Origin of the sequence: Faecalibacterium prausnitzii, from assembly GCF_019967995.1 — a bacterium.
In the GTDB taxonomy this organism is placed as follows: Bacteria; Bacillota; Clostridia; order Oscillospirales; family Ruminococcaceae; genus Faecalibacterium; species Faecalibacterium prausnitzii_E.
Window position 1 is genome coordinate 1603958 of record NZ_CP065377.1, and the last position, 25866, is coordinate 1629823.

Sequence of the window (25866 nt, forward strand, 5' to 3'; positions counted from 1 at the left end):
CTCACATAAGTTCGTGTTTATTTATAAATTTTTTGTTTCAACCAGCTTTTGCCGCAACTATTTCAACTCGTACCGCTTGCTGAGATAGGTGCTTCAGATTGCTTTTCTCCCACCGCATCCCGATGGCATCCAGCTTTCCAATCCGCTCCTCTGTCAGAACCGCGCAGCTTTTTTCAGGATTCTGGCGGGTATACCGCTGCCGCTTGACCCAATTTCCGAGGTTGTAACCGCCCGGTGACACATATTCTGCTGGAACGTTCAGGTCGCCGTGGGCATCAAAATAGCGCTTTGCCTCCTGATACCCCTCGTTCCACTTGCGGTCATTGCGATTGCCCCAGTACATCCCGATCCGGCTGAGCCGCTCGACCTGCTCGTCTGTCAGTTTTCCTTTCGGGTACGCCCATTGCTGGCTTGCTACCCATTGCCCCAGCCGTTCACCAGCCGCTGTCACATAGGAACGTGGGATATTCAGGTTGCCGTTTTCCTCATAATAAGCCGCAGCCAGCGCATAAGCCTTTTCCCACTTGGCATCGAAAATGTTCCACACCATGCCGATCTCATCAAGCTGTGCGATGCGTTCTTCCTTCAGTCGGCCGTTCAGCTTTTGCTGCCGGGTCTTGATGATCCACTGTCCTAAGGGATAGCCGTCCGGATCCACATACTTTCCGGGCACCATCAGGTTTCCGTAGGTGTCGTGGTATTTCTTTGCGACCTCAAATCCGTGCTGCCACGCAATTTCCTTCCGGTTGCCCCAGACCATGCCGATGCTGTCCAGCCGTTGAATCTGTTGTTCGGTCAGGATGCCTTGAATTTGTCCCTCGCGCACACGACGCTGAGTGACCAGCCACACGCCAAGGCTCAGACCGCCGGGCGTGGTATACAGTTTCGGGACATTCAGGTTGCCGTGTTCCGCATAGTAGATGCTTGCCTCGGAGAAGTAGTGCTCCCAACCGGACGAAAGGCTCGCTTGCAGCTGCTCGAACAGCACCCGGCAATCGTGCACTTGCTCGATGACCTCAAACCGTTCGGTCACAATCTTGTCGCCCTCGCCGTTGGCATAGAGCCGGTGGACCGCCTCCTGCATCTCGCCTTGCAAACCGGAAATACTGGTCAAGCCCTCGAAATTGTTGACAACATCTAGGATAAGTGGTGTCGTATTATCACCAGCGGTCAGGGCACGTCCGATCTGCTGCTTGTAGATAATGGGCGAAATCGTTGGTCGGAACAGGATGACCCCGGAAATTCCCTCCACATGGACGCCCTCGTTAAGCATATCGATGCAGAACAGCAGCTTGAGCCGGTCACTGGTATCAGTTTTGAAGTCGGCAAACGCCTTGTCCGTGTTAGGGTCATCCGAGTAAGCCTGATACACCACCACATTTGAGTTGACCCCGGCGAACCACTCCGGCACATGGGACACCATTTCGTCCATATGCTCTTTGTTGGCGCAGAAGACGATGTACTTGCCAGACTTATTTGTGATATGATGGGCAAAGACCCTGTCCAAGCCGTCCGCCTGCTCCAGTGCCCGGCGCAAGGCATCCAGATATTTCTGATTCACATCCTGAATGCCCGGTGTCCGCAGGTTATCCACCCGCGCCTGATACTTTGCAAGGGCTTTCTGGTACTGATAAACCGTGGTCACATATTTCGGGGCAGGCAAAATGCCCCTGACGACTGCTTCGCCAAGGGTCATGTCGCTCGCCGTATGCCCATCAAAGAGCTCTTCGGCCATGTCACGGTTATTATCCAGATACCGGATGTTTGTTGCCGTCAGCCCCAGAAGCTTTGCCTCCGGGCACAACTTTAATAAAGCCACCGTGCTTTCGCCCCAGCATTCCGCACCGGCACGGTGGAATTCATCGAGTATAATATAGGCAGGCTTCTGCGCTGCTATTTCGTCCAGCTGTGCCTGCGCACAGCACATCAGTTTGGCGTAGGTATAAAAGTGAACGTTTGCCCGCGGAAAATCCGGGTCGTTCCTTTTCAGGCTTTCCAGCTGGGTCTTGAAGATATATTCACTGGGAGAAAGCCAGAGCACGACCTTCTCCGGGTTGTCCTCGATCAGCTTGAACGCAATGTAGCTCTTTCCGGTACCGGTGGGATGAACAATGGCAGCTTTGCCATACTGGTCCATCATCCGGACTGCCGCATGATATGCTTTTTCATTGTGCTCAAACAGACGCAATGCCACTCTGCTCACCCCTTCCCGCGATAAAGGGGTATCCTCTACAGTGAAAATGGAGGATACCGATCTTTTGACGTTGTTGTCTGAATTCTCTTCTTATTTTATCATGGTTATATCTGGGATTCAATAGGTATCTCAACAAATATATCCAATTTGACCTTAGAAAAACACCTCATAAGCCAAAACTTTATTGCACCTTGCCCAGTTCTGCATGAAAAATCCAGCTAAAAAGAGAGTGGACAAAATAAGTGGTCAGATGGGTGTCTAAGCTATAAGGAGGAGACAGCAATGGCACGACGGGGAGAAAATATTCGCAAACGCAAGGATAGTCGGTGGGAAGGCCGGTACATAAAAGCGCGTACATCGGAAGGCAAATTCAGTGGGCTATGTCTACGGAATGGTCTATGCAGAGGTCAAACGAGTGCTGATCCAGAAAAAAGCGGAGGCGGGCATCTATAACCTAAAAGGACCGACCTGACCTTTGAAGCATTGGCCGAGGTGTGGCTGCACTCCCTGCGGAACAGTATAAAAGAATCCACCTATGCGCATTATTCGTACACACTGCATAAATATCTTCTCCCGGTTTGAGCAAAGTGCCCGTTGTATCCCTTGAGGAGAGCTTTTTGGAGCAGGCCATGCAGCAGATCATTGCTCCTGCAGATGCCGCGCACAAACCGCTGGGAAACTCTTCTGCACGGGAATGTCTCTCGATGCTACGCCGTATCTGCAAGTATGCCACGCATTTACGCTTAATCCGTCCAATGGAGCTGGAAGTAGCGCTGCCAAAAGCCACCGATAAAATTTCTTCGCTTCTCTCCCGGCGGAGCAACAGCGGCTTTATCAGTATGTACAGGCGAACCCCACGCCTCGAAAAATCGGCTTACTATTAGGGCTGGAATTGGGACTCCGCATTGGTGAGATCTGCGGCCTGCAATGGGGCGATTTCGACCTGAAACTTGGAACGCTGAAGATCAGCCGGACAGTCTGCCGAATTTCCTGCGGAAACGGGCATACAAAGGTGGTCATCCAAACGCCTAAAACCCGCACCTCCCGCCGGAAATTCCAATCCCGAAACAGCTGCTTATGATGCTGAAAAAGCTGCACGGAAATGCCAGCTATTCTACATGGTTTCTATCTGGCAACGAGTCCAAACCCACAGAGCCACGATGCTATCGGAAAAGTATCAAGGCATATCTGAAACAGGCGGCTGTCCGGCAAGTACGCCCGCACGCACTGCGTCATACTTTTGCTACCACCTGTCTGCAAGCGGGGTGCGATGTAAAGACCCTCAGCGAATTGTTGGGACACGCTAATGCAAACATTACCTTGCAGCGCTATGTGCACTCTGACCTGACCGAAAGCGCCGGGAGATGAACCGGATATTCTCCATCAGGTGTCTATAAATGGTAGAAGGGCGCTGAATCTGATGGAATAACGCATGATTTGGGCCGCTGTCTTTCATTTTCACTGTGGAGGATACTTTTTTATTTTTCGGTCATCATTTTCTTAACGCAAAAAGACCCCCGCCGATCACATTTCTGTGAAAGACAGAGGCCTTCTGCTGCTAGATTCAATTCGGTCTGGGGAGATGGAACAACTATCTCATTCTACCGAATCAGTGTCCCCTTCCAGATTTTTAACCACCCCCGGTGTGTCTAACATGGCGTTTTCCTGCTCCATTCGAAGGCGTACTGCCTCCATGATGTATTCAGTCAAACTTTGCCCCGCTTTTTGGGCCGCCATCTGAACAGCCTCCTTGTTGGGGAAGACATCCATCCGAACGTCAAGAACAATCCGCTGGTATGTCTTATCGTTAAATTTCCGTTTGCTGGCTGTGCTTGTTTTTCCGCTCATCCTCGCACCAACTTTCTTTTGACTTTTATAGGTATTATAACACATATCTGTCATTTGTCTATCTCGTACGAGTATGTATTTTGCACAGATATTTGTACTTTTCTTTGGTGAATATTCCGTCTTGCATACTCGTACGAGACGCTGTATACTCATGCCATCGGGAACACCCGTTCTCACATCCGACCATTCACCAACGATTTGAAGAGAGGTACACACATGAGCATCAACGTTTTACTGACCCTTGTCGAGCAGTACAAGGAGGCCGCCCAACTGATCGAGGCCGCACAGGCTGAACAGGAACAGCTGAAGATCCAGATCCGCGAGGCCCTTGCAGAGCGCTCCACCAACTATCTGGAAGTAGGCTGCCACAAAGTCCGCCTGTCCGATTTCTCCAGCACCCGACTGGACAGCAAAGCCATCAAGGCCGTGGCTCCCGACCTGTATGACCAGTATAGCAAAACGGTCTCCGGCACCCGCTTGAGCATCACCTGAAAAGAAAAGCCCCATACAGCGCCGACCGACCAAAGCTGACGTTGTATAGAGCCCACAACACCCGCCGGGGCGGGCTACACCAATATTATACCTGTCCCGGCCTTTTTTATCAATAGAAAGGTTCGAAAAATCATGAAACAGACTGTCAAAACCTCCCGCGCTGCTGGTCAGCTGGAAAAAATGTTCCGGGAGCTCAACAAGCACTACTTTGCAGGCAAGCTGCCTGAGCCCATCATCAGCCTGAAAAAGACCCCGTCCGCATACGGTCATATCACTTGCTCCAAGGTCTGGCAGGCAGGCGGCGAGAACAAGTACGAGATCAATATTTCGTCGGCTACCCTTGACCGTCCCATCGAGGAGACCGCTTCCACCCTTTTGCATGAGATGGTGCACGAGTACTGCATGGAGACCGGCATCAAGGACACCAGCAACAACGGGGTCTACCACAACCGGCGCTTTAAGGAGCAGGCAGAGACACACGGGCTGACCGTCGACCACCACGAAAAGTATGGCTGGACCATTACGAGCCCGTCCGAAGAGCTACTGGACTTCATCATCTTCCAAGGCTGGCAGGACATCCAGATGGGTGAACGGCTGGCATGGTCGGATATGGCAGGCACCGGAGCAGGCAGCAAGGCACCCGGTAGCAGGCAGACCGGAGCGCCGAAACCTCCCAAAGCAAAGAGCAGTACCCGGCGGTGGGTATGTCCCAAGTGCGGCACCATCATCCGGAGTACCAAGGAAGTGCGGGTCATCTGTGCGGACTGCATGGAGCTGTTCGTGAAGGCCGACTAAATCATAGCAGGACAGAGAGCGAGGGCACGAGTGAGAGTAGTGCCGGATTTAAAAGTGCACTCGTAAAGACAGAGATTCGCCGGGCTGTGAGAGGACGCCCATTATTTAAAGGAGAGCAGCTATGACCATTATATCAGAACGTTTGCAGCATCTGCGCCTGACGCACGGCTATACTCAGACCGACCTTGCACGAACCATGGGAGTGAGCCGCCGGGCAGTCTACGCATGGGAGCACGATAAATGTCCCGAAATTCCCCATCTGATCCAGCTCGCTCAATTCTATCAAGTGCCGACCGATTATCTGTTGGGGCTGACTGAGTGAGAGGTGTGCCCCGCTACCGGATGCCTTACCGGAGACTTTTTGCCCGCGACAGTGCGGTCATCCATCAGTTCGCGCGCCCAGCAGCAAAAAAGCTCCACATTTTAAAAGTGTACTTGTAAATCCACTTTATTGGACACATTGTTTGGTAGACTTCAGGTACAGCAAACCTAAAATGCAAAAGTAAACACACTTCAAAACGCAGGAGGAGCTATTATGAGCCGCAAATGTGACCATGATTGGTTTGACCATTATATGATGTACAGCATGATGAGCAATAAAAGCGGCGGAGGCAATATTGGTTGTGGCCCCATACTTACACTCATCGGTTTGGGGTTGATGGTATTCAGCATCCTGAACTATATCGCAGAAATTGCAGCCTGATGGGAGGAAAAGGTATGGCGGAGAATAATAAGTTCATCGTCAAAATTATCGACCACGATAATAATAACTCTATTCTACAAGAACTCAGTTACCAGACGAGAGAACGAGCTGAAGAGTTCAAACGAATTTCTGACCGTGCTTATGGTAAACTTTTAGGTGAAAACCAGACCAGAATCACGACTGAGATTTTTGAGCTCTAACACAGCACGTCCTGGGGCATAGCATAAAACCGCCGTAATTTAATAACCAACCCCAACACAAATGCTCTGCCGCTCAGACACGAGTAGCAGGGCTCCTTCTATTTTATACAGTATTCAGTCAGAAAGTGAACTTAAAGAGCCGCGTTTAATATCAGCCAGCACACATCCCGGCGGATTTTCGATTTGATTATGAGGCTCCACGAAATTGTGGGGGAACAGTTTCATTCGACCACTTTTGGTCACGGATAACATGTTTGAGCACCGTCTGCATTTGTCCAAAATTGGACACACCTTTCTTAATGGAGTCAGTCTAAGCGACCTCATCTGAACTTATGTCGTGACAGGTGCGTACTGTTTGGTACAGGGTCGTGTATGGCGATTCTATCAGCGCAACAAAGCGCGTCTTGACCCATTGAGCTCGACTTTCACTTTGAAAGTTGAAGTCAAAAACCCAACGCAGATTCGTCAGATTTATGTTTACAGTTTGCGTGGCGTCATGGAGATCTGCCGATTCAGCACCCAGCCCAAGGCAAACGCCTTTATAGACTGTATATACCATGTTATCATCCAACCAAGCACTCCGCTGACGCGTTCCTATCCCCTGCTATACCCCTGCCGGTTCACGCCGCCGTGCCGTTGCGACGCATTTCAGCACTTAACGACGTATTTAGACGCTTTTCGCCAGGTTTGGCATGTTTTGCGTTACATTTATTTCGAACAGGATGGAACTGATCCAAATATATGTAATAGGAATGATGTCAAAATGGTTACTTCCGATTTGTCCGCCCGTATCAATGATGTACTGCGCTACGTCGGGATCACCCGCAACATGAACGCCTACATGATTCTATCACAAGCCCTGACGCTAATTGCCGAGGATGAAGACCGCCTGCGAGCCGTAGAGAAAGAGATCTACACGCCCATTGCCGATAAAACTCTGCGCGGGCCCAGAGCAGTCCAAAGCACGGTCCGCCGGGCATCCAAGGTCGCATGGGATTTCTTCCCCGATCGCGTACAGGAGCTGGCTGGCTATCCTTTGAACGGTCGCCCATCTGCTGTGACCATGCTTGAGCTGCTCTATAATGGTGTCGCTCGCTATGACGATCTTTCTATTCTGAAATAAGCGCCCTTCAACAGCAACACCCCGCTACTCTATGCCGAGCAGTGGGGTGTTTTTGTATCTTGATTCGATTTCAACCGTTACCAGGTTGGTAAGAGTTAATCGCAAAAAAGCGAAATACCGTAAAATTATTTGTCAAAATCTGCACAGTGTCATAGAAAGCCGTCATGTACTATGCGGAGTTTTGTACAGCCCTCAAATCGAGGGCTACTGCGAAATACCGACTCCTCCTCTGAGCTCTATTGAAGTGTCCCCATTTTGACGACAGTTGAACCTTTACCAGTTTGACTAATGTTTATTGATCGTATCATCGACAGAATATGCTTCTCATCAGTCACTTTGACTACTGAGCCTTTGAACCTGCATCAAGTTGAGCCATGTTGCAGGGGTGTCGCTCTGACCCACTCCCTTTTGGACGGCGTAAAAATCCGCCCACGAAAATAGTTACGGAAATATCCGTATGTAAATTTGGCGGCCGAAAATTGAGCTACGAAACAGTATCCACGACGTATACAGCCTTATATTGAATCAGCGATAATACGTCATATTCAATTCGAAGTGCACTTTTCACTCGTGTTAATCCAGATAGAGTAACGATTTGTGACGTCATCCGCCGGGCAGACGCTTTCTTGTTTCTCAATATTCGACGCATCATCGTATTTTCTTAACAAACTGAGAATCAACATTATTTTGATTATTTCGAAGAAGCACCATATATTTTGACGATAAATCGAATCATTATGACACATTCGCTGTCGCTCATCAACTCCAATCTTGAAAAAGCTTACAGGTTCGCTTCGTCAAGATTTCCGTTAACGTGTTCATGATAACTGAGCGTTTCCGCCCATCCTCATTCTTCGGACGTTCGAAAGCACTCAGCTATCATTCCACGCAGAATAGAATTTGTCAATAAAAGACGCTTCCATTCTTAATCATCCACAATAAAAGCCCGGCCACTCAAATCAGTAGCCGAGCTTCCATAATCGATATGCGTACATTTTTCGCTTTATTGTATAGTGTAGTGAATTTTATGCGCATCTTACTTCTTTGTTGCTCTGTGACATTGTGCAATTTTTCGTGTAGTTTCTATAGTATCGGCACGCGTTTTTGCACATTTTGTCGATCATTATTTCAGTTCCACAAGCATCCAGACTGTCTTAAACCGCCACTTCCCTGCTGTTTCTCTTGTTGTTATAATCTCTACCCCGTATTTTTGAAGCTCTCGATTTAAAAGCAATTTGCCGATCGTCTCTTGGCTAGAGCGTCCTTTAGCCGGAACAATATTCAGGACGCGAATCAGTGCTGCCTTTAGCTCATCCTTTAGCATAGGCTCATTGAGATGTTCCGCAATGTAGGCTGACACATTATCCGACTTATGCTCTGGAACAGGACCACCCAAATCGCCCCGAATCATACTAAGAATTGCGTCATGATATCCATCCTGTAACATTTTCAGTGCGACACTTTTCTGATACTGGAAGAACATCTCTTTCATCTCGTTGATATGGTACTCTTTTGTTCGATGATCGTAGTACAAAGTGGACTCCTCACCGATTCGCTCGTTTACATCCGGCGCTGCCAAAAACTTCTCCCAAGTCTCCCCGCCTGCACGATAACACAGCGCTGGTTCAAGATTATAGGTAGCCTCTTTAGGGCACGTCTCCAGCTCCCGTTTTCCCTTGCCGCGCAGATAGAGTTTAAAGATATCCTGCTCACTCACTGGCCGCTTTCTGCCGATCTCCTGAATCACCTCCATGGGCAACCACTGCTCAATGAAAATATGTTTGACCGTCTCGTCTTTGATGTCAACACCGTTATAGAAGACAGTCGTAGTAAAAAGGATCCGCTTCAAAAGCTTTCCGTGCCGGACACAATCATACAGCGTATCCATCGCGCCGGACTTGTTGTGGTCAGAGCAGTAGTAGGAAGCCGCATCACCGTATATCAGCTTCATTTTTTCAAGCGTTGCACGACTCGATACAAAAACAATCACTTTTTCATCTGGTGGAATGGAATCCAAGAGAGCCTTACGCTCAGCATCCCGATAGTAGAATCGAATTTCTGAGACACTCGATTTTCTTCTTGGGATTCGGTAATAGTTTTCTGGGGGAAGTGTCCCCTCCTCCTTCCACTTCTGAATCAAGAAGTCCATCGTGGCGCTCATGTAGATCACTGTTTTACACGAAACCAACTGCTCGACGCACTGGTACGCCATGTTCGTCTTATGGTTAAATTTGGCATCATTCACAAAATAATGAGCCTCATCACAGACAATATAGGTATAGCTGTTCTTGATGTGCTCCAGCGTCTTCTCTGGGTTTTCCTGATAGTCCTTCTGGAGCTTTTGATAGGTTTGCACCTCTACAAACTCAAAACTCAGGCACTCGATCATCGCCAATCTAATCAGGTCTGTATCTCGGAAATCCCTTTCGACTCCATCCGCTAAAATGGCTTGGACGATTTGCTCCCACAGCGTTTTCCGGTTGCAAAGATATAGAATTCGCTTTCGATCTCCCACATTGAATCTTGGGCAGCTAGTCATATTTTTCTTCAATAAGTCAATGATTGCAGTTGTTTTACCCGCGCCTGTACCCGCATCGATCACATAGCGACCAACTCCCCAGCTTTGTATAATGTCGCCGATGGCCTGTGAGACGTAGCGTGTGTCCTCTGGCAAAGCCGGTAAAGCCCGTTCAAATAGCATTTCTTCCCGGCGGATATCATCCAGTGACCAAATCATTTCCTGTTCGGCTGCTTGCGGTTTCGTCATCGGAGCAGGTACGCGCGGCAACTCTTCACAGGGGTCCAAGCCAATGTCGGTAAGATCCCCAAATAGCGCCAAGATAGACAATGCATCGTTGGGTTTGTTTTTGGGCAGAGATACAGGCTGCATGGGTGTAGTGGTAACATTTGTTTCTTCAGTCATAAAATAATATTGCTCCTATAAAAATATAAGGCGCACAGCCCAGCTATCTTGCCAGACCATGCGCCGGTTTGTTAGCATCTACCCAAAAAAGCTCTGGTCAAACGCTTCGTTCTGTGCTATTATAGGGGCGAGAACATTAGCATTACATATATATTCCCGTCTCTATCACCGCTTTACCTGTTGGCGCAGGTAAGGCGGTTTTTGTTTTACTGTTGCGCATGGGACTTTGCCTCGACTGCTGCCGCCGCTTCTGCAAACGTCTGCATGGCGCTATTGTAGCCAATTTGGAACGAGTGCTCGGCAACGGACGCAATCAGCCCTTCCAGAATTTCAGATAGGATCTCGTTCTGCGCTTCGCTCAAATACGGTCGAATAAGCGCCTCTACCTGACGACTGCTTACGTCTACGGCATTCTTAAACTTCTCCTGACTCTGCTTGATCTCGTCAGCGGTCTGAAATACATCTTTTAAAAAGCTCATTTTGATCTCCTTTTTCATATTTATAATCGTATTTTTCAGCTCTTCCCCGGCGGGGTACGGAGCAACTTCCAGGTCCCACATATTATGCAGCACCTCCCGGTGTGTTATCGACCTTCTGCGCATCGAGCCATTCCATCAGCCCTTCGCGGAAGATCCGGTAGCTATTGCCCACCTTTACCGCCGGGAAGCCCGGTTTACTCACCAGCCGATAGACAAAATTCTGCCCGAACTCCAGCAGCTCTGCCACCTCGGCAACGGTCATCATGGGCGAGAGCTGTGTCGCAGTCGTCGGCTTTCCAGTGGTGTTCTTTTTGCTTCGTGTCATAATTTGTATGCTCCTATATAATTGGATTGTATTTTTGGCAGTCAACTGGGCGTTGCCAAATTACGCCTTATTGTTTTTTCGCTACGCACTATCAAACCTCCTTGTTTTGTTTGTACAAGCAGTATATCGCTACTTGTATTAAAGTTCAATAGTTATCTGTAATTTTTTCTTCTGTTTTTTAAACAAAGCCCAATAATACCTTTTTTTGAAAGGTGCTATTGCCTTTTTGTTGATTTTTAACAAGCACATGCCATTTTCACATCAGATATAAAACAATCTGTATAAAGCGTCGTATCAAGCATCGTTTCCAGCACTGAGAGGATTTGGTTTTCCACTTCTGCCGCTCTCCGACGTCCGTTCAGGCAATCATGCCATCCATAGTGCACCACCTCCTGTGCTTCCATTGGCGAAATTGCGCCGTTTTTCGCTTATTAGCGATACTATGTCTCTTTTAGTTTTTCCACATTCCACTCAACATCGCCAACATCGCCACACTGGCGAAGTTTATTTTTGTCGCTTATTCGTCATTTTTATGCAACTTCGCCACACACTCGCCTCACTGCCCGGACAGCGCACAAGGAGGTGATGAACTTGAACTTTCCGTCAGCCTGCCGCACCCGCTTGGTCTGGATCTTTTTCTCTTTTACAAGGCATGTATGTGCCCGCTCAACGGTGCGTCTGCTGCATCCTGTTTCGTCCATTACCAGCTTTTTCAGATCCATGCCAGCCATCGGTCCCTGCTCTTTCAGAAGGGCCATGATGGACTCCTTGGCATCCCGCTGCGACGGCTCCAATGGCATCGGCTTGTCGGCCATCAACTCCTTATAATGCTTCTCCGTGGTCGCCGCCAGCACTGCCCGGACGGTTTCCACCTCTGCGCCTGCCTTATTTTTCACACCTACCGTCTGGGTATGGAAGAGGATACTACGTGCCTTAGTGCCAATGTTCAGCTTTTCCTGCGTTACATAGGTGACGCTCTCGTCCATCGGCAGTCTCCCCAGAATGGTCACGCTGCGAGCGGCATTCCACAGCTCACCCGAACCGGCCAGCAACATCCGTGCATCATCGCCTGCCTTCTTTACCATGTGAGATACAATGACCACGCTGAACTGGTCTGCCAAAGCTTTTTCCTGCAGCATATCAAGCGCCCCGCGCATCACATCACCATTTGCCGCTGCATTCCACTCCAGAAAGCTCCTGAGCGGGTCGATGATAACCAGTGCCGGATGCAGCTCATCAATAAGCTCAAACAAGCTTGCCCCAATAACAAGCTTTTTCTTTTTCTGCTGCCAGTACCAGCCGGGAGTCGCGTAAAACACCCTGCGCATATCCGCCTCTGCCGCGATCATGCGCGGAGCCAGAGACATGCCGGGGTCATCCTCGCTCGTAAGTACTAAAACATTCCCCTGTGCAACTGCAGCATCAGGGAAGAGCATCGTGGGACGTCCGGTCGTTACGGCAGCCACCACACCCGCCATGAATACGCCCTTGCCCACGCCGCCGGGGCCTGCCACGACCGACACTGCTCCCATCGGGAAGTATCCTTTAACAAGCCATCGGGTATTTACCGGCTCCACATCTCCCAGACACGGAATCATGCCTCCATGGTAGACCGGCGCAGCTGAAGCAGTGGTCACAGCAGGGATTAACGGAAAGAAACTTAGAAAACTCATATTTTACTCCTTATATTCGTTTACGTTTTTGGCATATTTTTTACGCTACATCGTGCATCTTCTAAAAAATGGCAATAAAAAAGACGCACAAAAAGATAGAACTCCCAAGCCGCACTCATACCGTATACCGGCAGAATACAGCTTCTGGGAAACTACTCTATCTAATCATGCGTCTCGCCTTAGGCTGAGACCTCCATTCGTCTAGGTGAGGCTCAGTATCCTGAACCTCGACGAACAGATAAAATATGTTACGCAGTCCATCACTGTGAGTCCGCGTAATGGCCCTCGGAGACATCATCTTCACTTCTGGGCTTCATACGAAACATTCCGGGGGTAAGGTCATTATAGCACCGTCGGCAGTAATTGTCACGCTCCATTTTATAAACATTTCGTGATCTTCTCTTTCTGCACAATTGGTCCTCCTCACTTCAACCTTGCAATGACCGCTCAACTTTGCATTTCCGAAATTATCAATTTATATCGCATTTTCGTTCAATTTCATCAACATTGCAAAGTCGCAAATTCATATACACGATCACTGCAAAGAAGCCGCCACACTCCTTCACCTTTCCCGTTTCATCCCTATTTTTTCACCCCGTTGCTTTTCATGGCTCATCTGTTCCAGCGGGTTCAGGGCGTCATAGTTGGCTCTCAGGTCGTCCGCATACAGTGCCACATACCGCCGGGTCATGGTGAGGTCTGCGTGTCCCAGCAGCTTTTGCAGACGGAACGGGTCGCCACCAGCTTGGATATACAGTTTGGCGTAGGTGTGCCGGAACAGGTGCATAGAGGTCTTATCCACGCCTCTGCTATGATTATAATTCCAAATCGCATTACCGAGCGAATTCAGGGTCATCTGGTTGCCATACTCTGAGACAAACAACGGGGCCGTGAAATCGCTGGTACGATGCTCCAGATACTCCTCCATGATCTTGACCAGTGCCTTAGAGAGCGGCACGATTTGCTGGTTACGCGCCTTCATGTGGCGGAAAAACACTGTCCCGGCGGAAAGGTCCAAGTCTCCGATCTGCAGGTTGAGTAGCGTGGACGCACGGCAGCCGGTACCAAGCAGGAAGTTGACAATGACCCAATTGCGGTATTCGGCAAAGGAGCACGTCTTGCAGTCCGGTTCCTTCAGCAGCTTCTGCAGCTCATCGGTGGTGTAGGGTTCTTTGATTGGATCATCTGCACGCACTAGTCTGATCGGATACTTTTCCAGATAGCTTTTTTCCATACACCAGTACAAAAACGCACGCACCATGCGCAGATTCGTATTGATGGTCGTATCGTGAAGCTTCTGGTCCTTCATATAGAAGATATAGTCCTCCACCGTTTCCTCTGTGATGGTATGGATGGGCTGTTCTGTGTCCCCCAGAAACCGAAAGAAGCTTCTGCCCTTAGCGGCGTAGAAGTCGAGTGAGCCTTGGGAGAGGTTCTTGAGCCGGTTGTACTTTTGGAACCTTTCAAATGCCTGTTGGATGGTGGGATTTGCCTTGGCAGCGGGTCTTAAATCACGGTTACGCACGAGAGAGACTCCTCCTTTTTTCGCGAAAAATCCCTCTCGCCCGCTCAACACTTCCAGAAAATGGAACAAAAAGAGAAAGCCCAGAATCATTCGATTCAACGAATAATTCTGAGCTTTCTCATGCCACCGGCGGGGCTTGAACCCGCACTCTGTCGCCAGAAAGGGATTTTAAGTCCCTCGTGTCTGCCAATTTCACCACAGTGGCTTCTAAATGAACTGCCGCTGCAAGAACTGCAAACGGCAATTCATATCATACAATAGAAATCCCGATTTGTCAAGTTATACCTTGCCGCCATGCAGCTCGGCATACATGCGGGAGCGGCACTCGGCGACGGCGGGGGTCATGTTGACATAGTGCTTGTGGGGGCACTCCAGGCGCAGCTCGCTCTCCCAGGTCTCATCGGTCAGCTGGCGGGCGATGTAGGCCTTTTTCTCTGCGATGGAGGGCAGCTCCATGGCCAGCTCGCCGTGGAGGATGTGCGGCACCAACAGCTTTTTCACCTTGGTGGGGGTGATGGTCACGGTGCGCTCAATGGCGTCAGAATCCAGATTGACCATCGTGACAGGCTTGCCTGCCTCGATCTCCTCGCCGTCCATGGCGATCAGGTCGCACTGTGCCTGGCCGTTTTCATCGTAGAGACGCCACGGCATCTTTTTGCCAGGGATGATGGCCTTGCTGGCAGAATCCGAACACTTCATCTTGGGCTGATAGGTTCCATCCGAGCGCTTGACGGCCACCAGTTTGTACACGCCGCCAAAGACGGGATCGGAAGCCGAGGTGATGAGGTTCTCGCCGACACCGTAGGAATCGAAATGGGCATGCTCATACAGCTCCATGTTGGCGATCTTCTTTTCGTCCAGACCGTTGGACGCCACCAGCTTGATATAAGGCTTCCCTGCTGCGTCCAGCGCCTTGCGCAGGCGCTTGGAGCCGCGGGCCAGGTCACCGGAGTCGATGCGGGCACTCTTGACGCGGCGGCTGGGGTCGTTGGGATACTTTTCGATGAGGTAGTCGTCCAGCTTGATGAGGTTGGGCAGACCGCTCTCCATGATATTATAGGTATCCAGCAGGAGGCTGACAGAGTCCGGATAGGTATCGGCAAAGGCCTTGAAAGCATCGAACTCGGTCGGGAAGAACTCGATGAAACTGTGGGCCACCGTGCCGACGGCCTTGACCTCCGGGCCATACTTCATCTCGGCCAGGCAGTTGGCGGTGCCGATGCAGCCGCCCAGAACGGCTGCATACGCGCCGTCGTTGCCTGCGCTCTCGCCCTGGGCGCGGCGGGTGCCGAACTCCATGACGCTGCGGGGGGTGTGGGTGTTCAGACCGGTGACGCGGGTCGCCTTGGTGGCGATCAGGCTGTGGAAGTTCATGGTCTGCAGCAGATAGGTCTCGATGAGGATAGCGCCCACAAGGTCGCACTCGATGCGGACCATCTGCACATGGGGATAGCAGACCGTGCCTTCGGGCAGGGCGTACATGTCGCCCTGCCAGCGGTAGGTGCGCAGATACTCGCAGAACTCCTCGCTCATGCCCTTGGTGCGCAGCCAGCAGATATCCTGCTCGTTGAAGTGATAGTTCAGCAAAAAGCGGGTCAGCTTGCGCTGGCCTGCGCTGATGGAATAGCCCTGGTTGTCGGGGTTCTTGCGGAAGAACATATCGAATACCAGCGTCGTATCCTTGAAGCCGTGCAGAAACAGGCAGTTGGCCATCGTGAACTCGTAGAAATCCACGACCATGGCAGGGTTATCGTAATCTTCATCCGGAATATACGGAACAACTTTGATCTCGTCCATGAAAGTTTCCTCTCTTCATATCCATACAGCGGCCGATACCGGGCGGCTGCTGAAAAAACGCCCCGGCCCGGTCTGCATCTCAGGTGCGGCGCGGGGCTCTTCCACCCTGTCATGACAGGGTGTTTGTATCATGATAGCATCTTTCCCGGATGGGTGCAAGAGGTTTTGTAAAATTCCGGCGGATGCAGACAAAATCTTTTTTCCAAACCAGAAAAACGGCTGCCTCCAGAAGCCAGGAAGCAGCCGTTCGATTCAATTGTGATCAGCCATTCATGATGTTGGGGGTCGCGTTCTTCAGCATGACGTCATGGCTGCCGCCCTCCACGATGGAAGTGGAGGAAACGACCGTCAGCTTGGCCTTCTGCTGCAGCTCCGGGATGGAGAGCGCACCGCAGTTGCACATGGTGCTCTTGACCTTGTACAGCGTGGTCTGGACGCCATCGGACAGGGGGCCTGCATACGGGACATAGCTGTCCACGCCTTCCTCAAAGCTCAGCTTGGTGGAGCCGCCGAGGTCATAGCGCTGCCAGTTGCGGGCACGGTTGGAGCCTTCGCCCCAGTACTCCTTCATATACTGGCCATTGATGCGGACCTTGTTCGTGGGGCTCTCGTCAAAGCGGGCAAAGTAGCGGCCCAGCATGACGAAGTCTGCGCCCATGGCCAGCGCCAGGGTGATGTGGTAATCGTGGACGATGCCGCCATCGGAGCAGATGGGCACATAGATGCCGGTCTCTTTATAATACTCATCGCGGGCCTTGGCGACCTCGATGACAGCGGTAGCCTGGCCGCGGCCAATGCCCTTGGTCTCGCGGGTGATGCAGATGGAACCGCCGCCGATGCCGATCTTCACGAAGTCGGCGCCTGCCTCTGCCAGGAAGCGGAAGCCTTCTGCATCGACCACATTGCCTGCGCCGACCTTGACGGTGTCGCCGTAGTGCTCACGGATCCAGCCGATGGTGCGGCTCTGCCACTCGGAATAGCCCTCGGAAGAGTCGATGCAGAGGACATCCACACCGGCCTCCACCAGAGCGGGAACACGCTCGGCGTAGTCACGGGTGTTGATGCCGGCACCCACGACATAGCTCTTGTTGGCGTCCAGCAGCTCGTTGGCGTTCTTCTTGTGGGAGTCGTAGTCCTTGCGGAAGACGAAATACTTCAGGTTGCCCTCGGCGTCCACCAGAGGCAGCGTGTTGATCTTGTTGTCCCAGATGATGTTGTTGCAGTCATGCAGGGAGGTGTTTTCCGGGGCCGTGACCAGCTTTTCGATGGGGGTCATGAAGGTGGTGACAGAGGCGTCATCGGGGGTGTGGTTGACGCGGTAATCGCGGGAGGCCACGATGCCCAGCAGCTTGCCGTTGGGGGTGCCGTCGGCGGTGACAGCAATGGTGGAGTGGCCGGTGCGGGCCTTCAGCTCCAGCACATCGTGCAGGGTGGCCGTCGGGGCCAGATTGGAGTCGGAGACGACATAACCGGCCTTATAGCTCTTGACGCGGCGGACCATCGCTGCCTCGTTCTCAATGCTCTGAGAGCCATAGATAAAGGAAACGCCGCCCTCGCGTGCCAGCGCGATCGCCAGCTTGTCGCCGGAGACTGCCTGCATGATGGCACTGATCATGGGGATGTTCATTTCCAGCGGGCATTCTTCCTCGCCCTTGCGGTACTTGACCAGCGGGGTCTTCAGGCTGACCGCCGTGGGGACATTCTCCGAAGAAGAATAGCCGGGGATCAGCAAGTACTCACCAAAGGTGCGGGAAGGTTCTTCATAGAAATATGCCATACTCAAACTCCTTTTCTCTCGTGCAGCCCGTAGAAACGGCGGCAAATTCATTTCACTTATCGTGCCTGGAAGATGCTAAAAATGCTTGCACCTATTGTAACACAAACCGGCACAAACGCAAGCATTTCGCAAAACAAACTTTCCAAAACTGTCCTTGCGAAAACCAGACACTTTGTCTAAGAAAACGGCGGAAAGTAACACTTTATTCCCGAAAATGCGGGCCGTTCTCCCCTGCTGCAAGCCTGAGGGCGCAAAAAAGCCCGCCCCCGAACGGGAGCGAGCTTTTTTGCACACGAAGCGACGATACCGCCTGTGCGGTGCACACCAACAGCTGCGAAGGAGAACAGCCGGAGGAGGAGCGGTGCGCACCCGATATCCACGGATAACAAGAAGAAAAAGATTTCACGCAGAAGAGCTTTCGCTCTTCTTGTAACCATATTGTAACTCTTTTGAAATCATTTTGCAAGGGGTTTTGCGAAAGTTTTTGTAATTTTTTTGTAATTCTTTTCTCAGGCATTCTCAGCCGCTTCGCTGGAAAATTCCAGATAACACTCAAAGGCTATGTGCTCGTCCCGGCGGCCCACCACATACCAGCCACCGGCCGACGGCGCATAGGCCACCGCCACCTGCGCCCCCATCGGGATCTCGCGGTGGTACTTGATGGAGGCGAAGCGCAGCGGACCCTTCCGGAGTGCATCCAGCGGCAGGGCGTCGCAGGCGATGTCCAGATAGAACGAGTTGTTCACATGGCCGTTCAGGTCGCACAGCGAGTAGCTGGCCGTCCAGCTGCCCGCCGGGGTCAGCTCCTTGCATTTGTGCACCAGCTGGGGCAGCTCGTCTTCCACATTCTCGTTTTCGTAGTTGGGGGTGCACCAGCTGGGCTGCCGCATGATGTGCCCCATTTCGGTGTTCACCACGATCCAGCGGCAGTCCACGAGGGCCAGCTCCTTCCCGACCTCATCGAGGATGTGAGTGATCCGCTTCATCGAGCCTTTTTTGCAAGGCTCACAGGCGGTATCCAGCGTGATCTTCTCGCCGCGGGTGGGCATCCGGTAGACCTCCACGGCCTGCTTGCCCACCAGAAACGTCGTGTGGCGGGCGGCAAAGAAATCGTCGTCCATGCCGTAGGCGCGGGCGTGATCCGCCGCAGCCTGCTCCACATAACGGAACAGGGCGCTGGGTTTGAGCTTCCGGTGAAAATCACAGTCGGCGTTCAGAACGGTCGCAGTTTCAGTAAAGTGGTTCAGTACCATAGTAAAAATATCCTCTCTATCAAAAACAGGCCGCACCGTTTGCGGCGCAGCCTGCATGGATCAATACATGTTCCGCGATTTTTTGCGCAGCTTGCGCCAGATGTTGAAGCAGGCCAGCGCGACCATGGCCAGAAGCAGCATCAGGAAGACGATGCCGCTGCCGCTCTCGTCGTAGCTCTTCATCTCGCTCCACTTGACGTCCAGCTCACTGTTGACCTCATCGCTCAGGGCAGTGAAGACCTTTTCCTTCGCTTCGATCTCCTCCGAGGGGAAGGCGATCTCGCTGTACTTCAGGTCCTCGTCCAGCACCTCCCACACGGCCTGCATGGGGGTGGTGTAGCCGATGTATTCGGCGTTGGCTTTGCCGATGTCCACTTCGCACATGAAGTTGATGAACATCTCAGCGGCTTCCTGCTTCTCGCTGGTGGCGGGGATGCACATGCTGTCCACCGAAAGGACGCTGCCCTCCTCCGGGAAGACCCAGGCCAGGTCGGGGTTGTCGTCGATCATGGTGATGGCGTCGCCGGAATAATAGACGCCGATGGCCGCCTCGCCGCCGATCATCTTATCGAAGATCTCGTCCATGACATAGGCCTGGACCAGCGGTTTCTGCGCCTTGAGGTGCTCGACCACCTCGTCCACTTCCTCGGTGGACTGGGGGTTGATGCTGTGGCCGGTGGCAAATGCCGCGATGGCGTACGCATCCCGGCTGTTGTTGAACATCAGAATGTTTCCGGCGTACTGTTCATCCCACAGGTCGGCCCAGCTGGCGGGCGCTTTGTCCACCATGGTGGTGTTGTAGATGATGCCGGTGGTGCAGAGCATATACGGCACCGTGTATTCATTGGCGGGGTCGTAGTCGGCGTTGCGGTAGACTTCGTCGATGTTCTGGAAGTTGGGGATGTTGTCAAAGTTCAGCTTTGCGAGCATCCCCTCCGAGATCATCTTGGCGACCATATAGTCCGACGGGATGATGACATCGTAATCCGCCGCGCCGGATTTCAGCTTGGCGTAGAGCGACTCATTGGAATCAAAGGTGGTGTAGTTGACGTGGATGCCGGTCAGCTTTTGGAAGGCGTCCACCACGTCCACGCTGTCGTCCGAGCCGTTGGAGATATACTCACCCCAGTTGTAGACGTTCAGGGTGACGTTCTGGCCCTTGAAGCGGGTCCAGTCGTAATCATCCGAAACGGAAACATCTTCCGTGACCTCGATGGTCCCGGCGGCAAACGCCGAAAGCGGCAGACTGACGGCAAACACCAACGTCAGCAGTAAAAGCACCATGCGCTTCATCTGTTTCATGCGGCATCCTCCCCTCTCAGTGCCTTCTGGTCCCGGCGGTAGCCGCGGCTCTCCATAGCGTTGGAGATCAGGATGATGGTCAGAATGACCACAAACATGATGGTAGACAGAGCGTAGATCTCCGGGCTGACCTTTTTGCGGGTCATGGAGTAGATGGCGATGGGCAGGGTCTCCACCGTGCCGCAGTTGAAGTAGGAGATCATGAAGTCATCAATGGAGTAGGTCAGGCAGATGAGGAAGGCCGACAGGATGGCGGGGCTGATCTCCGGCAGGATGACTTTGAAGAACGCCTGCCTGGGGTCACAGCCGAGGTCCAGAGCCGCCTCATACAGTTTGACGTCCAGCTGCTTGAGCTTGGGCGTGACGTTGAAGATGACATACGGCACGTTGAACGCGATGTGCGCGATGAGCAGCGTGGGCAGGCCCATGATGGTATCGGGCAGGAACTCCACCCGGCCCGCAAAACGCTGGTAGGCCACGAAGAGCAGCATCAGCGAGATGCCGGTGATGATCTCCGGGTTGACGACCGGGATATAGGTGATGTTCGTCACCACAAGGCGGCTCTTGCGGCCCATGGAGGCAATGCCCAGCGAAGCCGCCGTGCCCAGGATCGTGGCGATGACGGCCGAGATGAGGGCCACTTCCACCGAGACGGCCAGCGCCCGCAGAATGGAGGCGTTGTGGAACAGGCTGGTGTACCACTTGAGCGTAAACCCGGTGAACAGCGCATAGCCCTTGCTCTGGTTGAAGCTGAACACGATCATATACGCGATGGGCAGATACATGAAGCAGAAAAACAGGATGATATAGACCCGCTGCATCAGGCGGAGATGTTTCGTTTTCATCAGGACACCCCCTCCATTTCATCCTCGTCGAAGCTCGAAGTAAAGCTCATGCACAGCAGAACGATGATCATCAGCACCAGGCTCATGGCCGAGCCGACGTTCAGGTTGTAGCTGTTGCCGAGGAACTGCATCTCGATCAGGTCGCCGATCAGCAGGTTGGAACCGCCGCCCAGCATCCGGCTGATGACGAAGGTGGACACCGCCGGGACGAAGACCATCGTAATGCCGGTGCTGATGCCGGGTACGCTCATGGGGATGAGCACCCGCAGCAGGGTCTGGGTGGTGGAAGCGCCCAGGTCCTGCGCCGCTTCCACGATGCTCTGGTCGATCTTGGTCATGCTGGTGTAGAGCGGCAGGATCATATAGGGCACGTAGTTGTACACCATGCCCAGCACCACCGCACCGGAGGTGTTCAGCATGGTGTAGGGGCCAAGGCCGAAGGCACCCAGCACCGCGTTGACCGGGCCGTTGACACTGAGCAGGCCCATCCACGCATAGGTGCGGAGCAGAAAGTTCATCCACATGGGCAGCATGACCAGCATCAGCATGATATGCTGCTTGTTCACCCGCAGGCGGGAGAGAAAATAGCCGACGGGGAACGCGGTGATCAGGCAGATGACCGTAGCGATGAGGGCCAGCAGCAGGCTGCGCGCGAACACCGAGCCATAGCCGCTGATGGAGAGCAGGTTGTTCAGGGTGAAATTGCCGTCGCTGTCCGTCAGGGCATAATACACCACGATGATGAGGGGCACCACTGTGAAGAGCGTCATCCACACGAAGTAGGGATACGCGAGCTTTCGATCGTAAATCTTCATCATTTCGGCTCACCCCTCACGAACGCGCCATGATGTGGATCTCGTTGGGGCCGATGCGCATCCCGATGGTCTCGCCGGGGGTGCAGGCACGGGTGGAATGGATGAGCCACTCGCGGCCCTCCACATCGACGTGCATCTCGAAGTGGACGCCCTTGAAGATGACGTCATTGACGACGCCCACCAGCTGGCCTTCCATCGGCGAAACGACCTCGATGTCCTCCGGGCGGACGACGACCTGCACGCTCTGCTCACGGGCAAAGCCGCGGTCCACGCACGGGAACTGGACACCGGAGAAGGAAACGAGGAAATCTTTGTGCATCACGCCATCCACGATGTTGGAGTCGCCGATGAAGTCCGCCACGAAGGCATTCTTCGGCTCGTTGTAGATATCCTCCGGGGTGCCGATCTGCTGCACCTTGCCGCCGTTCATGACAACGACGGTGTCGGACATGGTCAGGGCCTCTTCCTGGTCGTGCGTGACATAAATGAACGTGATGTTCATCTCGCGCTGCAGGCGCTTGAGTTCCAGCTGCATCTCCTTGCGCAGCTTGAGGTCCAGTGCACCCAGAGGCTCGTCCAGCAGCAGGATCTCCGGCTCGTTGACCAGGCTGCGGGCGATGGCCACGCGCTGCTGCTGACCGCCGGACATCTGGCCGATGCTGCGGCGCTCAAAGCCTTTCAGGCCCACGACCTCCAGCATATCGCGCACCTTGCGGCGGATGGTCTCTTCGTCCATCTTTTTCAGCCGCAGGCCGAAGGCCACGTTCTCGAACACGTTCAGGTGCGGGAACAGCGCATACTTCTGGAACACCGTGTTCACCGGGCGCTTGTAGGGCGGCACACCGGTGATATCCTCGCCTTTGAGCAGAACTTTGCCGGAATTCGGCTCCAAAAAGCCTGCGATCAGCCGCAGGGTCGTGGTCTTGCCGCAGCCGGAAGAACCCAGCAGCGTAACGAACTCTTTGTCATGGATATCGAGATTCAATCCGTCCAGAATGCGCTGGCCGTCAAACTCCACTACGATGTCCCGCAGTGAAACGATCACCGAGTTGTCCATATGATACCAAATCCTCCTTAAACTCAGATACGAAAAAAGACAGGGCTCGTGTCCCCATCCCTCGTACCAGGGCGATCGGTCCCCACGCGCCGTGCCTTAGGTGACAAATTGCGCAGTCTCTCCCCCTGTTCGTGTCTATCTTATACAATTTCCGTACAAATGTCAATCGCTCTGACACAGTTTGCCCAAACTTTACGTACCGGGCGAAAACCGGGCCGGAACATCAAAAAGCCCGGAGGCTCCCCTGCGGGAAACTTCCGGGCTCAAAAAGAACTTCCAGATGAACTTTTGTTTCACGAAGCCGCTTTGTAACGGTCCTTTGCGGTGCAAACTGTTTGCACGGTGGCGGCATCCACCGTGTAGAGGGAAGCGTCCCCCGACACGGTCAGATAATAGCCGTCCGTGCCCTCGTAATAGGTCAGCGTCCGTTCGCCGTCCGCTGTGCGGACCGTGGCTGCAGCCAGCTGCTTCATGCCGGACGCATCGCCGTGGGGATCCTGCGCCGTGACGTAGCTGCTGAGGGCCGAAAGCAGGCTGCTGACCTGCGTTTCGTCCAGCTCCGCATCCGGTGCATCCGCCAGCCGCCAAACGGTGGTGTACGCCTTGCTGTCGCTGTCGCTTTCGGAGTCGGCCGAACGGGCGGACTCTGCGGCTTCCGAAACCGCCGTCAGGGTGAACGGCTCATCTCCGCAGGCAAGGGTGACGGATTCGATGGCCGAACGGGTCAGCCCTGCCGGGTTGAAGGCACCGAACAGCTCAGCGCGGCTCAGAGCAAAACAGGCCGCCTTGGACGCCGCCACCATATACAGGGCATCGTCCCCGGCCTTTTTCAGGTAGATATCCCCGGTGGCGGCATTCTCTGCCCCAAAGGTGAAGGTGTTCGTCTCCCCTGCCGCTGTGACCGTGACAGTCAGGCTCTCGTCCGTGAAGCCGTAGTCCTCGCCGGGTTCTTCGGTCAGCTGGCGTTTGGCGTTCAGCGCCGACAGGGCGGTGACCATCGTGTTGCAGGCGGTGGCGTCCAGATGATAGGCCGGGTCTTCGGCCAGCGTCCAGCTGCCGTCTGCAACCGTCAGGGTGTTCGTCTCGCCGTTGTACGTGACCGCAAGTTCGGTCAGGTCGCCCGCCGCAAAGGAGGACAGCGGGATGCTGCCCTCCGCCGCAGCGCTTTCGGCCTGTACGGCCTGCGCGTTCTTCGCCGTCAGGGCTGCGAAGGCCCCGCCCGCCAGAAAGACCAGAACCAGCAGAACGATGAGGGTGCGCTGTTTCGTTTTCATGCGGGCCTCACTTTCTGCGCCGCAGGATGACCACGACAGCGCCCGCCGCCAGCAGCGCTGCCGGAAGGATCAGGATGAACACCAGACCCAGCACAGCCGCCTGTGCACTGGAGACGCTGATGGGGGCAGCTTCCAGCGCCTTGGAGTCGATCAGCACACTGCCGACCTGCCCCGCCAGCGAGGATGCACAGCCCTGCAGGAAAGTGCAATTGCCGGGCACGACCTGATAAGCGCTCTCGTTGTCCATGTTGCCGCAGTTGATCCAGATGACCTCCGCCTCGGTGGCTGTATTGCGGGCGTAGGCTGCCAGCGTGAAGGGGCCATCCGTGTCGCCGTCCTCTTTCTCCACCGTGGTCATCTCGTACCCGGCCGCCTTGCTGTAAGCCGCATCGGAGGTGGTGAGCAGCGCTTCTGCGGTCACATTCTCCGTCTCGGTCAGGGTGATGCCCTGCGCCATCTGGAGCAGAACATGGCGGCTGGCATCCACGCCCTCCAGCGCCGTGGTCTCGGTGGGGCTGGTGTAGTCCGGCAGCAGATAGTAGGGGTAGCCGTTCATGAAGTGGCCGGAATCGCCCTCGACCACCAGCCCCTCGGCGCGGGTCAGGCCGAATTCGGCCATCACAGCGTCCAGATTGGGCGTATTATAATAAGTATCGGTCGTGAGCAGAACGTTGCCGCCTGCACTCAGGTAGCTGCGCAGAAGGCTCATCTCATCCACCAGAGCGCCCGCCGAGGCAAAGTCCTGTGCAGGGACATTGATGATGAGCAGGTCGCAGTCCTCCGGGACGCTGCCGCTGGAAAGCAGGTCCAGCGCCGTGAGGGAGAGGTTCTGATTTTCCAGTGCATCGGTTAGCGTGTCGGTCAGGGTCTGCTCCCCGTGGTTGGTGGTGTAGTAGGCGTGTTTCTGTTCCCCACTGGTCAGGCGGTAGATGGCCGAGGTGATCTTACTCTCGCCGGAGAACGTCACACGATAGCTGCCGGTAGTGTAGTAGTCGGAATAGTCATAATCGTAGAGGTCGGAGGCATCCAGCACCACGCTCTGCTCCCCGGAGACCAGGATCAGACTTCCAGACGCAGCATCCTGTGCGCCGTACTGGGCTGCAAAGGTCGGGTAGATGGCCGGGTCCTTGATTTCCCAGGCAATATGGCTGCTCTCGGATGCGTATTTGTCCAGGAGCTTGGAGATGATCTGGTCCTCATTGCCGGTCTCGCAGAGGTAGTAGATGGTCACATCCTGCGTCAGGCCCTGCGCCACCTGCGCGGAACTGTCGCTGAGGGTATACAGCCCGGCCTCCGAGAGGTCGAACGTGGTGTATTTGGTCGGGAGGGTCCGCACCAGCAGGTTCACCAGCACGGCCAGAACCAGGACGGCCGCCGTGATGGCAGCGGAATAGAGGCCGCTGCGGAACACCCGCCCATTCAGGGCCGCCTTATCTTTGGGGAAGAACTTCATCGCTGCGCACCTC

The 25866-nt window shown here is 53.6% G+C and carries 26 protein-coding genes and 1 tRNA gene; 10 read left to right on the forward strand and 17 right to left on the reverse strand.

Annotated features, from left to right (window positions below):
* Window positions 1-37: 37 nt before the first annotated feature.
* On the reverse strand, window positions 38-2194 hold the full coding sequence (locus I5P96_RS08100) for a Helicase associated domain protein (protein WP_223381531.1): 2157 nt from the start codon (window positions 2192-2194) through the stop codon (window positions 38-40).
* A gap of 492 nt (window positions 2195-2686) precedes the next feature.
* Here I5P96_RS08100 and I5P96_RS08105 point away from each other — a divergent pair, with 492 nt between their 5' ends.
* Genes I5P96_RS08105 through I5P96_RS14210 form a run of 4 tightly spaced genes read left to right on the forward strand, consistent with a single transcriptional unit; the run spans window position 2687 to window position 3562 of the window.
* Window positions 2687-2776 carry a hypothetical protein gene (locus I5P96_RS08105; RefSeq protein WP_263286934.1) on the forward strand — a complete coding sequence of 30 codons (90 nt, stop codon included), beginning with the start codon at window positions 2687-2689 and terminating at the stop codon, window positions 2774-2776.
* Window positions 2777-2823: 47 nt separating this feature from the next.
* Window positions 2824-3078, forward strand: a complete 255-nt coding sequence (locus I5P96_RS08110; RefSeq protein ID WP_223381534.1) for a hypothetical protein — start codon at window positions 2824-2826, stop codon at window positions 3076-3078.
* The gene (locus I5P96_RS14205; RefSeq protein ID WP_263286935.1) at window positions 3063-3275 is read left to right on the forward strand and encodes a hypothetical protein; all 213 of its coding nucleotides are present in this window, start codon (window positions 3063-3065) and stop codon (window positions 3273-3275) included. The genes I5P96_RS08110 and I5P96_RS14205 overlap by 16 nt, the downstream gene beginning before the upstream one ends.
* A complete protein-coding gene (locus I5P96_RS14210) occupies window positions 3275-3562 on the forward strand; it encodes a tyrosine-type recombinase/integrase (RefSeq protein WP_263286936.1) in 288 nt (95 codons plus the stop codon). Before I5P96_RS14205 ends, I5P96_RS14210 begins: the two co-directional genes overlap by 1 nt.
* A 228-nt stretch (window positions 3563-3790) precedes the next feature.
* Here the strand turns inward: I5P96_RS14210 and I5P96_RS08120 are convergent, their stop codons facing one another.
* Complete coding sequence (locus I5P96_RS08120) at window positions 3791-4096, reverse strand: hypothetical protein (protein ID WP_223381535.1); 306 nt, start codon at window positions 4094-4096, stop codon at window positions 3791-3793.
* A gap of 162 nt (window positions 4097-4258) precedes the next feature.
* Between I5P96_RS08120 and I5P96_RS08125 the strand changes: the two genes are divergently transcribed.
* From I5P96_RS08125 to I5P96_RS08150, 6 genes are all read left to right on the forward strand, one after another.
* Window positions 4259-4534, forward strand: a complete 276-nt coding sequence (locus I5P96_RS08125; protein WP_223381536.1) for a hypothetical protein — start codon at window positions 4259-4261, stop codon at window positions 4532-4534.
* Between the two features lie 132 nt (window positions 4535-4666).
* Complete coding sequence (locus I5P96_RS08130; RefSeq protein ID WP_223381537.1) at window positions 4667-5329, forward strand: SprT-like domain-containing protein; 663 nt, start codon at window positions 4667-4669, stop codon at window positions 5327-5329.
* A 121-nt stretch (window positions 5330-5450) separates the two neighbouring features.
* Entirely contained in the window at window positions 5451-5651 is a 201-nt protein-coding gene (locus I5P96_RS08135; protein WP_223381538.1) for a helix-turn-helix domain-containing protein, read from the forward strand.
* 213 nt (window positions 5652-5864) lie between these two features.
* Complete coding sequence (locus I5P96_RS08140) at window positions 5865-6032, forward strand: hypothetical protein (protein ID WP_223381539.1); 168 nt, start codon at window positions 5865-5867, stop codon at window positions 6030-6032.
* A gap of 14 nt (window positions 6033-6046) precedes the next feature.
* A complete protein-coding gene (locus I5P96_RS08145) occupies window positions 6047-6232 on the forward strand; it encodes a hypothetical protein (RefSeq protein ID WP_223381540.1) in 186 nt (61 codons plus the stop codon).
* Window positions 6233-6995: 763 nt separating this feature from the next.
* Window positions 6996-7355: a sporulation initiation factor Spo0A C-terminal domain-containing protein gene (locus tag I5P96_RS08150; protein ID WP_223381542.1), complete on the forward strand. Its 360-nt coding sequence runs from the start codon at window positions 6996-6998 to the stop codon at window positions 7353-7355.
* A gap of 1123 nt (window positions 7356-8478) precedes the next feature.
* Here the strand turns inward: I5P96_RS08150 and I5P96_RS08155 are convergent.
* The 15 genes from I5P96_RS08155 to I5P96_RS08225 form a co-directional block, all read right to left on the reverse strand.
* Window positions 8479-10278, reverse strand: coding sequence for a DEAD/DEAH box helicase family protein (locus I5P96_RS08155; RefSeq protein WP_223381543.1), 1800 nt, complete (start codon window positions 10276-10278; stop codon window positions 8479-8481).
* 206 nt (window positions 10279-10484) lie between these two features.
* On the reverse strand, window positions 10485-10838 hold the full coding sequence (locus I5P96_RS08160) for a hypothetical protein (RefSeq protein ID WP_223381544.1): 354 nt from the start codon (window positions 10836-10838) through the stop codon (window positions 10485-10487).
* 1 nt (window position 10839) lies between these two features.
* Window positions 10840-11082, reverse strand: coding sequence for a helix-turn-helix domain-containing protein (locus I5P96_RS08165; RefSeq protein ID WP_223381546.1), 243 nt, complete (start codon window positions 11080-11082; stop codon window positions 10840-10842).
* A gap of 530 nt (window positions 11083-11612) precedes the next feature.
* Window positions 11613-12755 (reverse strand): AAA family ATPase, encoded by a 1143-nt coding sequence (locus I5P96_RS08170; RefSeq protein ID WP_317850502.1) that lies wholly within the window; start codon window positions 12753-12755, stop codon window positions 11613-11615.
* Between the two features lie 562 nt (window positions 12756-13317).
* Complete coding sequence (locus I5P96_RS08175) at window positions 13318-14370, reverse strand: tyrosine-type recombinase/integrase (RefSeq protein WP_223383743.1); 1053 nt, start codon at window positions 14368-14370, stop codon at window positions 13318-13320.
* 31 nt (window positions 14371-14401) lie between these two features.
* Window positions 14402-14485: transfer RNA gene (locus I5P96_RS08180), tRNA-Leu, on the reverse strand.
* 74 nt (window positions 14486-14559) lie between these two features.
* The gene (locus I5P96_RS08185; protein WP_223381549.1) at window positions 14560-16077 is read right to left on the reverse strand and encodes a nicotinate phosphoribosyltransferase; all 1518 of its coding nucleotides are present in this window, start codon (window positions 16075-16077) and stop codon (window positions 14560-14562) included.
* Window positions 16078-16339: 262 nt separating this feature from the next.
* Window positions 16340-17854 (reverse strand): IMP dehydrogenase, encoded by a 1515-nt coding sequence (locus I5P96_RS08190; RefSeq protein ID WP_097792164.1) that lies wholly within the window; start codon window positions 17852-17854, stop codon window positions 16340-16342.
* Between the two features lie 509 nt (window positions 17855-18363).
* On the reverse strand, window positions 18364-19107 hold the full coding sequence (locus I5P96_RS08195; protein ID WP_223381550.1) for an acyl-[acyl-carrier-protein] thioesterase: 744 nt from the start codon (window positions 19105-19107) through the stop codon (window positions 18364-18366).
* Between the two features lie 60 nt (window positions 19108-19167).
* Window positions 19168-20400: an ABC transporter substrate-binding protein gene (locus I5P96_RS08200; protein ID WP_411703516.1), complete on the reverse strand. Its 1233-nt coding sequence runs from the start codon at window positions 20398-20400 to the stop codon at window positions 19168-19170.
* 5 nt (window positions 20401-20405) lie between these two features.
* On the reverse strand, window positions 20406-21254 hold the full coding sequence (locus tag I5P96_RS08205) for an ABC transporter permease (protein ID WP_118554173.1): 849 nt from the start codon (window positions 21252-21254) through the stop codon (window positions 20406-20408).
* Complete coding sequence (locus I5P96_RS08210) at window positions 21254-22069, reverse strand: ABC transporter permease (RefSeq protein WP_223383744.1); 816 nt, start codon at window positions 22067-22069, stop codon at window positions 21254-21256. The genes I5P96_RS08205 and I5P96_RS08210 overlap by 1 nt, the downstream gene beginning before the upstream one ends.
* 16 nt (window positions 22070-22085) lie before the next feature.
* The gene (potA, locus tag I5P96_RS08215) at window positions 22086-23126 is read right to left on the reverse strand and encodes a spermidine/putrescine ABC transporter ATP-binding protein (RefSeq protein ID WP_118554174.1); all 1041 of its coding nucleotides are present in this window, start codon (window positions 23124-23126) and stop codon (window positions 22086-22088) included.
* 293 nt (window positions 23127-23419) lie between these two features.
* A complete protein-coding gene (locus tag I5P96_RS08220) occupies window positions 23420-24400 on the reverse strand; it encodes a DUF4340 domain-containing protein (protein ID WP_223381553.1) in 981 nt (326 codons plus the stop codon).
* A 7-nt stretch (window positions 24401-24407) separates the two neighbouring features.
* Window positions 24408-25853 (reverse strand): Gldg family protein, encoded by a 1446-nt coding sequence (locus I5P96_RS08225; protein ID WP_223381554.1) that lies wholly within the window; start codon window positions 25851-25853, stop codon window positions 24408-24410.
* Between the last annotated feature and the right edge of the window lie 13 nt (window positions 25854-25866).